This is a genomic window from Rhodococcus sp. IEGM1428, assembly GCF_050321865.1.
Taxonomy (GTDB): Bacteria; Actinomycetota; Actinomycetes; order Mycobacteriales; family Mycobacteriaceae; genus Rhodococcoides.
Map to the genome: position 1 here is coordinate 79,129 of NZ_JBNQFW010000007.1, position 11,787 is coordinate 90,915.

Here is an 11,787-nt window from a genome sequence, read left to right on the forward strand (position 1 = left end):
CGCGATCATCCAGCCCGCCGTCAGATGGCGTCATACACCGCCCGCACATACCGCTCGGCCCGGTCCGAGCCGATGATTCCGGGCCCCATTCGGTTCATCACGTATGAGATGGTCAGCTTCGATTCCGGGTGGAGAACGGTCAGCGATCCACCCCAGCCGCCCCAGAAGCAGATCTTGCCGTCGGGGATGTAGGGCATCGATTCCTGTTGCGGCAGAGCGAAACCCAGGCCGAAGCGCAACGGAATGCCCAGCGCAAGATCGACGCCGTTGGTCTGCTCCTCGAAGATCGTGTCGATGGTCTCGGGGCTCAGCAGTCGTATGCCGTCCACGGTGCCGCCTCGGGAGATGACCGACAGGATTCTGGCGACCGATCGTGCGTTGGCATGCCCGTTCACTGCGCCCATGTCCGCGCCGCGCCACGCCGGGGTGTTCGCGGACGAGGCCTGCACCAACGGTCCGAGAAATGTTTTGCGACGCACCATCGTCGGGTCGGGCACGGCATCATCGGTCGGTGGGGGTGGTGGTACGACGTCGGCGATCCGATTCCAGTCGGCCTCGACGGCACCGATCTGGAAGTCGGCACCGAGTGGCCCGGCGATCTCATCGGCGACGAACTGCCGCAACGACTTTCCGGTGACGCGGCGGACGACTTCTCCGATCAGGTGGCCCTGACTGACAGCGTGATAGCCCGACGTCGTGCGCGAATCCCACCATGGTGCCTGCCCGGCCAGACGCGATGTTGCTAGTTCCCAGTCGTAGAGGTCCTCTTCGCCGAACGGCCGGTCCCAGCCCGAGACGCCCGAGGTGTGCGACATCAGATGCCGCACCAGGATGTTCTCCTTGCCTGCGGCTGCGAACTCCGGCCAGTACGTCGCGACCGGCGAGTCGGGATCGAGCACGCCACGGTCGATCAGCATCAACGCTGCCAGGCACGTCACCATCTTCGTCGTCGACCACACGTTGGTGATCGTGTCCGACTCCCACGGCTGGCTGCGCTCTGTGTCGCGATAGCCGCCCCACAGGTCTACGGCGGTGTGGCCGTCGATGTCGACCACGATGGACGCGCCGAGTTCCTCGCCGCTGTCGAGGTTGGCCGCGAGCGCGTCACGCACCGCTGAGAACTCGGGGTCGCAGTGACCGTCAATTGTCATGTGATGCCCCCAGAATGCGGTGAACGGCCAATTCGACGTAGTTGTCGGCGACGTCCTCGATGCTGAGTTCGCCGCCGTCGTGGAACCAGTTGCTGATGCCGTTGAGCATGTCGGTCAGTGCGAACGACGCCAGCCGCGCATCCGGAACGGTGAACTCACCACTGCGCATTCCGGCGGTGATCACGTCGCGGACGCGTCGCTGGTACTGACGGCGATAGTCCTCGACAACAGTGCGGTGCTCGGACGTGAGCGAGGCCAGCTCGTGTAGGCCCACGATGTACTCCACCCGTCGCCGGTTCAGATGCACCAGGTGCGCGCGCACCAGAGACGACAGGCGCTCGGTGGGGGTTCCGGCCGCGTCGAGCAGCGGCAGGTTCTCCTCGGCCGGTTCCTGCGTGACCGTCAGACAGATCGCGAAGAGGATGTCTTCCTTGGACGGGAAGTGGTGGTAAAGGCTGGCACCCTTGATACCGACGGCGTCGGCGATATCGCGCATACCAACATTCGAGTAGCCCTCGCGCGCAAAGATATTCGCAGCGTTGGCGACGATGTCTTCTCGGCGTTGCCGGGTACGTAGCTGCCGCGGGAGTGGAGTCACAGCATCGGGCTGCGTCATACGGTTTCCTCGACCGCCGCCAGCAGTCGCAGTTCACGCTTGAGGATCTTGCCCTGCGGGTCGACGGGCAGTTCGGCCACGATGTGTACCGACTTCGGAGCCTTGTACGACGCCAACTCGGTGCGGCAGTATTCGATGATCGCGGCCGGGTCGGCCGTCACCCCGTCGCGGGCGATGACAAATGCGGTCACGGCCTCGGACCAGTAGGGGTCGGGCACCCCGACGACGGCGGCGCGCAGCACATCCGGGTGCGTGTGGATGGTGCGTTCCACTTCCTGCGACGACACGTTCATCCCTCCCGACTTGATCATGTCCTTCATCCGATCGTAGAAGAACAGGTTCCCGTCGGCGTCGATGCGCACCATGTCGCCGGTGTGTACCCAGCCGTCTCGGAACACTTCGGCAGTGCGCTCGGGATCTTTGAAGTAGCCCAGCATCACCGACGGAGTGCGGCAGAGTAATTCACCGATCTCGCTCTCGTTGCCCGCGGGGTCCACGACCTTGATCTCGAGGTGGGTGACGGGCTTGCCGATCCACGACGCGTCGCCGTCGGGGATGTCGTCGAGGGTGGAGAACCAGCCGACCGAGCCGAGCTGCGAGAGTTCCGACTGTCCCCAGTAGGTGCCCCAGATGGCCTCGGGTGCGGCGGCGGCCCAGGCGCTGATCGTGTGCGGTGACACCTGGCCACCGTAGGTGAGGCAGCGCCGCACCTGGCTGACGGCCTCCGGGCCGAACTGCGCATCGCGGGCCAGGGCCAGGTAGAACGTCGGCGTCTGTGCGATGACGGAGATTTTCTCGGCGGCGATGATGCGCAGCGATTGGGTCGGGTCGACCGTCGCGGGCAGCACCAGGGTCGCGCCCATCAGCGTGAGGGTGGTCATCGAGCCGAGTCCGGCGATGGTGTGGAAGGGCATGACGAACAACCAGGTGTCTTCCGGTCCCGTGCGCAGGCCCCAGCTCCACGCGGGCGCTGTGGAGATGAGGAAGTTGCGGTGCGGAATCATCACGCCCTTGGGAGCCGCTTCGGTTCCCGAGGTGTAGATGACCATCGCGACGTCGTTCTCGTCCATCTCGACGTCCGGCTCGGTGGACGGAGTGTTCGCCGTCAGTGCGGCGTATTCGGTACCGAACGTCACCAGGGTGGTGGTGTCCGGCTTCACCGAGGAGATGATCTCGGCGTAGGCCGGATCGGCCACCACCACAGTCGGTTCCGCGTGTTCGAGTTGGTGCTTCACCTCGGCCGCGCGATACATCACGTTGATGCCGGTGAAGGCCGCTCCGGCCTTGAGTGTTCCGTAGTACGCCACCACCACGTCGACGCTGTTTCGCGCCATCGATGCGACGCGGTCGCCCGCGGTCACCCCGAGATCGACCAGCAGGTTGGCGAACTGGTTTGCGCGAGAATCGAGTTCGCCGTAGGTGGTGACCTCTCGGGTGCCGTCCGCCGCGTAGCTGATGAACGCAACCTTGTTCGGCTGAGTCCGCGCATGGCGACGAAGCTGATCGCCGATGGTGGCGCGGCCGATGGGGGAGCGATGGTGAATGGCAGTACCGGGCACGGCGGACTCCTCGAGGTGCGAGCTGTTAAAGGGCAGGGGAGAGGGCAGCGGTGTCGAACATCGGCTGCGAGAACGTCTCTGCCGCAACGATCTGCTCCACCGGATCACGGGTGAGCTTGCGCGGGAACGACTTCTCCGGATACCCGACGGCGATGTGCGCGGCGGTGATGTAGTCGTCCGGAATGCCGAGCAGTTCGCGAATGGCCGGTTCCTCGTGGCACAGCAACGTAGTCACCGCGGTCGCGACGCCCTGATCGCGCAGGCTCAGGCACAGGTTCTGCACGGTGGGGTAGATGGATGCGCCGCCGACGACGGAGAGTCGGCCGAGTTCGTGATCGGTGGGGTGCAGTCCGTCCAGCGCGGCGCAGACCACCACGATGGCGGGCACCTCGTGAAGGTGGCGGGCGAAGTAGTCAGCGTCCTGCACGGTCTTGGGCAATGCCCCGACGGCGACGGTTCCGCCGGTGATGCCGGCGAAGTAGGCGTCCCACATCGGGAGATAGAGATCGGCGAGCGCCTGCTTGCGGGCGGCGTCACGCACGACGATCCACCGCACGGGCTGACGGTTGCCACCCTGCGGGCCGAAGCGGGCGACGTCGAACGCGGCCTTGAACACCTCGTCGGGAACAGGATCGCTGAGGTACCGCCTGCAGGTGCCGGTGGTGCGCATCGCCTCGGTAAGTTCCATGGGTGTTTCCCTTCGCCTGTCCGCTGTTAGGTAGTGCCATGAAGCATCGTGTGGCGTGGGCCACATTGTCAAGGGTTGAAGTGCAGTGAATCTTGAGATCGCGAAACCCTTGCGGCAAATTACCTAACCGTGGTTAGTTGAGCTGTCGGAGTTGGTTGAAGCAGTAGGAGGTACCGGTGTCCACAGGCGCAGCAACGGCAGCGGAGACCGTGGGCCGGATCGATCGAGACCGGCTCTCGCGCGCTCTCACCGCATCCAACCTGCCCACGCTGGTGGCGGTGCTCTACCAGTTGACCGGCGATCGCACCTGGCTCACCGATCCCTATCGCCCCACCCGTAGTCGGGGCATGGACAACAACGACACCGGCGGATTCGACGACGCCGTTGCCGACCGCATCCGTTCCGCGGCGCTCGACGCGATCTGCGCGTTCCACGAGGGCACGCCCATGGCGGTGCCGTCACCCGACTCGGAGCACCTCGTCGAGATGATCAGCGTGGCTGTCGGTGAGCAGGTTCCTCCCGAGTTCGGCGTCATGGTCGCCGAGGACATGGGCTTCACTGCCTCGGACACTCCGGTGGCGGCTCCGAACGATCTGTCCGTCATCGTGATCGGTGCCGGCGTCTCCGGGATGCTCGCCGCCATCAAGCTGCACGAGGCGGGCATCAGTCACACCGTGCTCGAAAAGAACGCCGACGTGGGCGGCGGCTGGTTCGAGAACACCTATCCCGGTGCCGGCGTCGACACCCCGAGCCACCTCTACTCCTACTCCTTCGCCCCGCGGGCCTGGAGCACCCACTTCGGCAAGCGCGACGAGGTGTGGCAGTACCTCAGCGATGTTGCGTCCGAACACGATCTGCGGCAACGCATTTGCTTCGACACCGAGGTGGCGACCGCAGAGTACGACACGCAGCGGCAGGGCTGGATCGTCACGACGGTCGACGGCGAAACGCTAACCGCTGACGTGGTGATCACCGCTACCGGTCAGCTCAATCGGCCGAAGGTGCCTCACATACCCGGGCTCGAGTCGTTCGACGGTCCGATCTTCCACACGGCGAACTGGCCGGCCGATCTGGATCTGACCGGCAAGCGGGTCGCCATCGTCGGTACCGGGGCAAGCGCCATGCAGGTGCTGCCGGCCGTTGCGTCGACGGTGGGGCATGCGACGGTGTTCCAGCGGTCGCCGCAGTGGGTGTCGTCGAGCGACGTGTATTTCACCGAGATGGGCGACGATGCCAACTATCTGATGGATGTCGTTCCCTTGTACAGACTTTGGTACCGGACGCGGCTGGCCTGGAACTTTAACGATCGGGTGCACAGCTCGCTGCAGGTCGATCCCGAGTGGGAGCATCCGCAGCGCTCGATCAACCCGGCGAATGACGCCCACCGCCGGGTGTTCACCCGTTATATCGAACGCGAGCTCGAAGGCCGGCCGGATCTGATCGAGAAGTCACTGCCCGATTACCCGCCCTTCGGCAAGCGGATGTTGCTCGACAACGGCTGGTACGCCGCGCTCAAGCGCGACAACGTAACCCTCATCGCCGACGCCGTCGCATCTATCACCTCGAATTCAGTTGTTGCACGTGACGGTTCGGAGACCGAGGTCGATGTGGTGATCCTCGCGACGGGCTTCGAGACCCACAAGCTGCTGACGCCGATCGACGTGCGGGGCCGATCGGGTGAGTCCATCCGCGACATCTGGGGCCCGGAGGATGCGCACGCGTATCTCGGCATCACCGTCCCGGACTTCCCGAACTTCTTCATCACCTGCGGTCCGGGAACGGTCTTGGGTCACGGGGGGAGCTACATCACCATCGCCGAATGCCAGGTCCGCTACATCGTCGACGTGTTGATAGACATGGTGGACAAACGGATCGGAGCCATCGAGTGCAAAGCCGATGTCGAAACGGAGTACGTCCGCAAGCACGACGAGGCGCACGCGAAGATGATCTGGTCGCACGGCGGCATGGACAACTGGTACCGCAACGACGTCGGACGTGTGGTCTCGACGTTGCCGTGGCGCATCGTCGACTACTGGGAAATGACTCGGCGGGCCGATCTGAACGACTTCGTCATGGAACCTCGACGGGATGAGGCTGGCTGATCAGTTGGAGGTCGCCTGCTGCATCGACAACACGAAGCCGTGCCCGCTTCCCGCGTCGCAGACCATCGCGTCGACGCGGGAGTAGCAGGTGTAGCCGAGGTGCGAGATCGACGTGTTGTAGTCCAGCGATTGCGCGTTCTCGACCCCGAAAGCGCCTTGGTTGAAGCACATCGGAGTCACCTTGCCCGGGTCGAGGAAGAAGCCCTTGCTCATCTCGTCGGCCGAGAACGGTGGTTTGTCGCAGTCCGCGCCGTCGGGCACCGGTGCGTCGGTCGCTTGGCAGCCGGACGAGAAGGCGGTGGAGCCGAGCTTGCAATAGACGTTGCCCGACGGCGACTTCCACCCGACCTCGTTGTTGATAGCGGCATATCGGGCCGGGTCGACGGGAGTGATCGGCACAGAGTCGACCGATGGTGTTGTTGCAGAATCGGACTCGGGCTGGACTCCACCCGGTTGCGGCGCAACCGTCATTTGCGGCGCGGCCTCGGTCGATGTCGCCGACACACCCGCGACCACGGTGGGGATGACCGACGGCATTGCATCCGTTGGTTCGTCCGAATTGCTGCATCCTGTCAGGAGAATGCCGGTAAACATCATGGCGACGAAGGCCATTCGCCTGCTGTGTCTCGTCATCAGTTGGATGTCGCTTGCTGCATCGACAACACGAAGCCGTGCCCGCCGCCGGCGTCGCAGATCATCGCTTCGACGCGGGAGAAGCACGTCATCCCATTGAACGTGATGGAGGTGTTGTATTCCAACGTCTGCGCGTTCTCGACGCCGAATTCGCCTTGGTTGAAGCAGGTCGGTGTCACCTTCCCCGGCGACATGTAAAAGCCCTTACTGAGCTGGTCGATCGTGAACGACGGGGTGACGCAATTCGCGCCGTCCGGTACGGGAGCATCTCCCGACTGGCAACCGGACGAGAATTCGAAAGCGCCGATCTTGCAATAGATCTTGCCCGAGGGGGACTTCCACCCGACCTGGTCGCCGTACGCGGTGTAGCGGGCCGGGTCGACGGGAGTGATCGGTGCAGTGTTGTCCGCCGGGTTCGCGCTGTTCGGCGATGAATCGGCGGTCTCCGGTGCGGTGGCGGTGTCCGTGGTGTCGACTGGGGGGTTGGCAATGGTCACTTGCGGTGGAGCAGGAATTGCCGATGCGGCGTTGGAGGCGGGGGTCGGTGCAGCCGCGGGGGCCTCCTCGCCGCCGCAGGCGGTCAGCGCGAAAGCGAGGGCAGCAGTGGACGCGAGTAGAGCACTTTTTCGGATCATTCGGAGCTCCTTCATCAGAAAGCGATGTTGACGTCGCGGGAGATCATGAAGCCTCTGTCGCCGTCGTAGCAGGTAATGCCGGCTTCGGTGGACCGGCAGAAGTTGCCTGTCACTCCGATGACCTGGCCGTACTGGAGTATCGGGACGTCGCCATTGTTCGGATCGCCGACGAAAATCCCCTGGTTGGTGCAGATCTGTTCGACGGTCCCGTCCTGGTTGATCTTCACCCCGTAGGTGTTGTTTGCCGTATTCGCGCACTCGCGCCCGGTGTTGCCCGGTACCGAGTAGCGCACCTGGCAGCCCACGATCGTTCCGGGAGCGTTGGACGAATTGAATGCGCACAACACATTCCCACTGGGGGACTTGAAGAAGTACTGGCCACCGGCCTGTTCGAAGTCGCGTGCGTCGACGTTCACGTCGTCGCGGTTGGGAGCAGGCGGCACCGCGGCAGGCCCCTCATCGGCGGGCTCCGCCGGTAACGGTGTTACGACTTCGGGAGCCTCTTCCGCTGGTCCGTCCGTCCCGGTGCCGCCGCCCGTATCGGGAGAGCCACCCGCTGACGGAGCGGGAGCGGCACTGGTGACCGGCGCTGCATCCGTGCTGGTCGGTGCATCTGACCCGCAGGCCGTAAGGGTCAGGGTGGTAGCTGCGACCAGGGCACACATGGCCACGATGTTGCGGACTTGCCTCATTCGTTCGTCCTCACCGGTGGCTGCAGAGTGCATCACCTCTTGGCAGGTAAATCGAACGGGTCAGATGGTCTGTTAACGTCCTTCGGGTCACGACCCCGTCACGAATCGGTATACGACGGGAACATCGGACATTTCGCCTGAGAGGGTGAAGAGAAGAAACACTCAACAGCCAGTTGATGTTTCAGCTTCAACCTGAAGTGATGGATGCCGATTCTGGAGCGACTCGGAATCCCATTGCGCGACATCGACGAAAGGCATGAGGTATGCGAAAGTCATTGCGGCGAGCGGTAGTAGCCACGGCCCTGACTGTGCCCCTGGCGTTCGGGATCGGAGCGGGTTCGGCAGCGGCCGCCCCTCAGGTGACGAACCTCCAGGTTCCCATCGTGACCGGTTTCCAGATCGCTCCCGGTGCCGTCCCCGGCGGCTTCTTCCAGACCATTCCGATGAAGGCCACCGTGGGCGACGAGCCCGGTGTGGCCACCTTCTCGGCTGCGAACATTGCCCCGTTCGCCGATCAGTATCCCTACCGGTATCTGAACCTGAGCTGGCGAAATCTGGCGACAGGGGCGACGGGTGCCGCCGACCTACGTCATTGGCAGGACGATCCGACGCCACCGGCGGACAACTTCTTCAGTAAGCAGTACCTTCCACTGGAGGTGGTGGCGAACACCGGTCCGGGGCCTGTGGTGGTCACGGTGACGCATTCCCGCGACTACTCGTACGGTGCCGAGTGGGGCTCTCCCTACCTCGACACCCTTCTTCCCGGTGCTGGCGTAGTTTTCGTTCCCTGATTCGTGTCGACGGTCAGCGAGCCGACTGCCATGCAGTGGTTTGCTGACCGGAGATGCTGACCAGTCGATCGAGGCCCACGTTCATGTCAACCAGATGTGAGTCGAGTAGCGGAACCTCGTTGAGCGGCTGAGGTTCTACGAACTGCAGGTGGTATTGGTTGTAGCCGCCTGCGTCGATGCAGGATCCGACCACTCGGCCGCGGCTGGTGGTCCACGTCGAGTTCGAGGTCGGTATCGACTCCGGCGCGGACGTGTACTGCAGCAGAATGGAAATGATGCCGAAAGCGAAGGGCGCGCTCGGGATGGTGATGCCCACGGGCCGATCGTCTCCACTGAGTGCCACCGGATCGGTGCACGCCACCTGATACTGCGGGCCGCTCGGCAATCCCCACCGCTGAGACCACAGATCCAGCGACGAATTGCCGAACGTCGACAGCGGCGGCAGTAGCGTGTTGGTGGAATATGCTACGACGCAACCGAACTGGCCCTGTTCGGTGCACAAAGGGATGTACGTGAAGTCGCCACCAGTGGTGCTGCCGCGGGCCGTTTCGACATTCCCGCCCATGAGAAAAGCGCCGACGAGTTGCTGTCGTAGGGCTGCATCTTGATCGAAGGTATCGCGCATCAGCTTGCGGAGCATGAACGTGCCTTGTGAATGGCCGATGAGGATGACGCCTCGGCCGTTGTTCTCGGTGGCCATGTAGTTGTCCCAGGCGGCGCGCACATCGGAGTACGCCAGATCTATCGACGGTCCGGCCGCACCCACCAGTGCCAGAGGCAGCCCGAGCAACGGGGTCTGCTGGTAGACCGGCGCAAACACTCGGCATTGAGTGTTGAACCGAGCGGCCTGGAAGCTGGCGATGGACGCCACCTCGGGGGTCGCGTACCCGGGGGCATTGAGGGCGACGTCGTTGGTGACGGTGGGGTAGAGGTAGAAGCAATCGACGGGCTTGTCGGACTCCGACACGGCCACGGGGCCGGGCGTCACCGCGCCGGTGCCCAGGTCTGTGGTGTCGCCGGGTAGGTCGCACGGGTCGTCGGCCACGTTCGGGTTGCACAGCCACGTCGTGGCGGGCGCGGGTTGCGCCGACGCCGTGCCGGTGCCGACCACGCTGCCCGCCATCAGAACCAACCCCACCATTACTGCCGTCGCGCGACGTCCCACTACAACTCCCCGTTTCCTGGTGACCGGCGTCACTGTCAGAAAGTTAGCACGACTCGTTTTACGCTCGACCGCAGGTAGTAGCGGTCAGGTACCCAGGTCACCGGCGATATCGGCGGCAGCGAGCATCGAAACAAGAAGCGGCACAGCCCGTTTGGCGGCAATTCGGTAGTCGCCGCGGCCGTGCTGCTCCACGATGTTCGCCGAGCTGAGCGTCTTGAGGTGGTGGTAGATCTGGCCGGAGGAGCCGACTCCTACCGCGGCGTGCAGATCTGCCGCGTTCGCTGGCCCGCGGAGCAGCATGCGCACGATCTGTAACCGCACCGGATGGCCTAGCGCAGCAAGCACTTCCGACATCGAGGAGATGGGCAGATCCACGATGGCGTCGGGAGAGTAGCTGATGTCCCAACGGACAGTTCCGTGCAGACGCACGTCGCCTTGATAGGCGATCATCCCTCCCGTCGACGGGGCGGCATCGGCCTGCTCGGGAGTGTCGCGTAGTTCCAGCTCGGCGACGCGAGCTTCCAGCTCTGCCAGTCTCGACTCGAACGTTGAACTCACACCACGCAGGCTATCCGGTCGAGTACGTCCGACGAGAGCATGGCCTCGAGGATGAGTTGCTGCTGTACGCCTGCGTCCGCATACGCTTGCTCGAATCTGTCTGCAGAAAGACCATCGATCAGCCACACTGCGGTCGCGACCGTTCCATCGGTGCGCCGTACCTCGAATCCCTGGGTGAGCACCCCTGCGAGGCTGCCGCCTTTGAACCCCACGCCGAGAACGCCGTCACCCGCGGGCTGCCATTCCAATTGGCGCAGAATGGTATCCGACGCGGCACCGAAGGTTCCATCCGTGAAGGCGCGATACAGTCCATTGAGTTGTTGGGCCGACCCGCCGCGAAAGCTGCTCTCCACTCGGGTGGCCTGGTCTTCGTAGGTCGGTTGTTGCGCGGCTGCGTCGACCCGGGCTCGGAACTGCGGATCGAAGGCCCACTTCTGCGCGGTCTCCCAGCGGTCTTCGTCGGCGAGTGCCGGGTCGAATACCGACAGTATGTCGGCCACCAGGCTCGGGACCTCGAAGTTCTCCCACCCGCCAGTTGCTGCCGCGTCGATGATGGCTTGGTCGCCGAGTCGGTATCGGAGGAAGTCGGGGACCGAGTTGTCGCTTTCCTGAATCATGGCCGTAACCATGTCGTCGATGCGGACCGTGGCATTGGGGTCGGTTGCGTTGGTGCCGGTGTTGGCGATTCCCAAGCGATTCAAGGCGTTCGGATGCGCGCCGCCGTCGGTGTTGGGTACGTACCAGCGTTCCCAATCCGAGAGCGACACTTGCTCGTTCGGGTCGATGCTGCCATTCGCGACGGCCTGGGCGTAGGCGGCGAGATGCACCACCTTGATCGCGGATGCGAGGACCTGCTCCTGATCGGCCCGGTGTTCGACGGTGCGGCCGCGTCCGTCGTCGATGACGAGGCCGACGGTGTCGGGTGCCTGATCGATCAGTCCGATCCACCCGTCTTCGGTGGCGAGGTCGGTCGAGGTGACGGGTGCGCAGTTCTCCGGTGTCGGAGTGGCGGCCTCGGCGGTGTCCGAGGCGGTGGAGGCGCATCCGCTCATCAACAGGACCGTCGCGCAGGCTGCCGAAACCAGGGTGAGGTGTCGCATCTCGAGCTCCTTGGTTGTTATTCCGTAATTACGGAATAACAGTAAAACGGATTGTGCGTCTGGGCAACCCCTTCCTGCGGCGTTCGGAAGATGGCTT

12 protein-coding genes are annotated in these 11,787 nt (G+C 64.0%); 2 read left to right on the forward strand and 10 right to left on the reverse strand.

Annotated elements, in window-relative coordinates; all coding sequences use genetic code 11:
• Nucleotides 1–20: 20 nt before the first annotated feature.
• The 4 genes from ACQR3T_RS25195 to ACQR3T_RS25210 are packed head-to-tail and all read right to left on the reverse strand — an operon-like array spanning nucleotide 21 to nucleotide 4,014.
• Nucleotides 21–1,151 (reverse strand): EstA family serine hydrolase, encoded by a 1,131-nt coding sequence (locus tag ACQR3T_RS25195; RefSeq protein WP_032379760.1) that lies wholly within the window; start codon nucleotides 1,149–1,151, stop codon nucleotides 21–23.
• The gene (locus ACQR3T_RS25200) at nucleotides 1,141–1,767 is read right to left on the reverse strand and encodes a TetR/AcrR family transcriptional regulator (protein ID WP_032379759.1); all 627 of its coding nucleotides are present in this window, start codon (nucleotides 1,765–1,767) and stop codon (nucleotides 1,141–1,143) included. Before ACQR3T_RS25200 ends, ACQR3T_RS25195 begins: the two co-directional genes overlap by 11 nt.
• Nucleotides 1,764–3,326: a class I adenylate-forming enzyme family protein gene (locus ACQR3T_RS25205; protein WP_428695304.1), complete on the reverse strand. Its 1,563-nt coding sequence runs from the start codon at nucleotides 3,324–3,326 to the stop codon at nucleotides 1,764–1,766. Before ACQR3T_RS25205 ends, ACQR3T_RS25200 begins: the two co-directional genes overlap by 4 nt.
• 25 nt (nucleotides 3,327–3,351) lie before the next feature.
• A complete protein-coding gene (locus ACQR3T_RS25210) occupies nucleotides 3,352–4,014 on the reverse strand; it encodes a nitroreductase family protein (protein WP_032375276.1) in 663 nt (220 codons plus the stop codon).
• Between the two features lie 176 nt (nucleotides 4,015–4,190).
• Here ACQR3T_RS25210 and ACQR3T_RS25215 point away from each other — a divergent pair, with 176 nt between their 5' ends.
• Entirely contained in the window at nucleotides 4,191–6,116 is a 1,926-nt protein-coding gene (locus tag ACQR3T_RS25215; protein ID WP_428695305.1) for a flavin-containing monooxygenase, read from the forward strand.
• Here ACQR3T_RS25215 and ACQR3T_RS25220 read toward each other — a convergent pair whose 3' ends face one another.
• From ACQR3T_RS25220 to ACQR3T_RS25230, 3 genes are all read right to left on the reverse strand, one after another.
• Nucleotides 6,117–6,653 (reverse strand): DUF6636 domain-containing protein, encoded by a 537-nt coding sequence (locus ACQR3T_RS25220; RefSeq protein ID WP_428695306.1) that lies wholly within the window; start codon nucleotides 6,651–6,653, stop codon nucleotides 6,117–6,119.
• Between the two features lie 95 nt (nucleotides 6,654–6,748).
• Nucleotides 6,749–7,384, reverse strand: a complete 636-nt coding sequence (locus tag ACQR3T_RS25225) for a DUF6636 domain-containing protein (protein WP_428695307.1) — start codon at nucleotides 7,382–7,384, stop codon at nucleotides 6,749–6,751.
• 14 nt (nucleotides 7,385–7,398) lie between these two features.
• Nucleotides 7,399–8,076 (reverse strand): hypothetical protein, encoded by a 678-nt coding sequence (locus tag ACQR3T_RS25230; protein WP_428695308.1) that lies wholly within the window; start codon nucleotides 8,074–8,076, stop codon nucleotides 7,399–7,401.
• 263 nt (nucleotides 8,077–8,339) lie between these two features.
• On the opposite strand from ACQR3T_RS25230, the gene ACQR3T_RS25235 reads away from it, so the two are divergent.
• On the forward strand, nucleotides 8,340–8,867 hold the full coding sequence (locus ACQR3T_RS25235; protein WP_052070867.1) for a hypothetical protein: 528 nt from the start codon (nucleotides 8,340–8,342) through the stop codon (nucleotides 8,865–8,867).
• A gap of 13 nt (nucleotides 8,868–8,880) precedes the next feature.
• Here ACQR3T_RS25235 and ACQR3T_RS25240 read toward each other — a convergent pair whose 3' ends face one another.
• From ACQR3T_RS25240 to ACQR3T_RS25250, 3 genes are all read right to left on the reverse strand, one after another.
• A complete protein-coding gene (locus ACQR3T_RS25240; protein ID WP_428695309.1) occupies nucleotides 8,881–10,032 on the reverse strand; it encodes a DUF3089 domain-containing protein in 1,152 nt (383 codons plus the stop codon).
• Between the two features lie 84 nt (nucleotides 10,033–10,116).
• Nucleotides 10,117–10,590 carry an ArsR/SmtB family transcription factor gene (locus ACQR3T_RS25245; RefSeq protein ID WP_428695310.1) on the reverse strand — a complete coding sequence of 158 codons (474 nt, stop codon included), beginning with the start codon at nucleotides 10,588–10,590 and terminating at the stop codon, nucleotides 10,117–10,119.
• Nucleotides 10,587–11,690: a serine hydrolase gene (locus ACQR3T_RS25250; protein ID WP_428695311.1), complete on the reverse strand. Its 1,104-nt coding sequence runs from the start codon at nucleotides 11,688–11,690 to the stop codon at nucleotides 10,587–10,589. Before ACQR3T_RS25250 ends, ACQR3T_RS25245 begins: the two co-directional genes overlap by 4 nt.
• Nucleotides 11,691–11,787: the final 97 nt, after the last annotated feature.

Bases quoted from the DNA above. Each gene is read 5' to 3' on its own strand.
- ACQR3T_RS25250 (WP_428695311.1), bottom strand. From the start codon at position 11,690: ATGCGACACCTCACCCTGGTTTCGGCAGCCTGCGCGACGGTCCTGTTG.
- ACQR3T_RS25210 (WP_032375276.1), bottom strand. From the start codon at position 4,014: ATGGAACTTACCGAGGCGATGCGCACCACCGGCACCTGCAGGCGGTAC.
- ACQR3T_RS25230 (WP_428695308.1), bottom strand. From the start codon at position 8,076: ATGAGGCAAGTCCGCAACATCGTGGCCATGTGTGCCCTGGTCGCAGCT.
- ACQR3T_RS25200 (WP_032379759.1), bottom strand. From the start codon at position 1,767: ATGACGCAGCCCGATGCTGTGACTCCACTCCCGCGGCAGCTACGTACC.
- ACQR3T_RS25235 (WP_052070867.1), top strand. From the start codon at position 8,340: ATGCGAAAGTCATTGCGGCGAGCGGTAGTAGCCACGGCCCTGACTGTG.
- ACQR3T_RS25220 (WP_428695306.1), bottom strand. From the start codon at position 6,653: ATGCCGTCGGTCATCCCCACCGTGGTCGCGGGTGTGTCGGCGACATCG.
- ACQR3T_RS25225 (WP_428695307.1), bottom strand. From the start codon at position 7,384: ATGATCCGAAAAAGTGCTCTACTCGCGTCCACTGCTGCCCTCGCTTTC.
- ACQR3T_RS25195 (WP_032379760.1), bottom strand. From the start codon at position 1,151: ATGACAATTGACGGTCACTGCGACCCCGAGTTCTCAGCGGTGCGTGAC.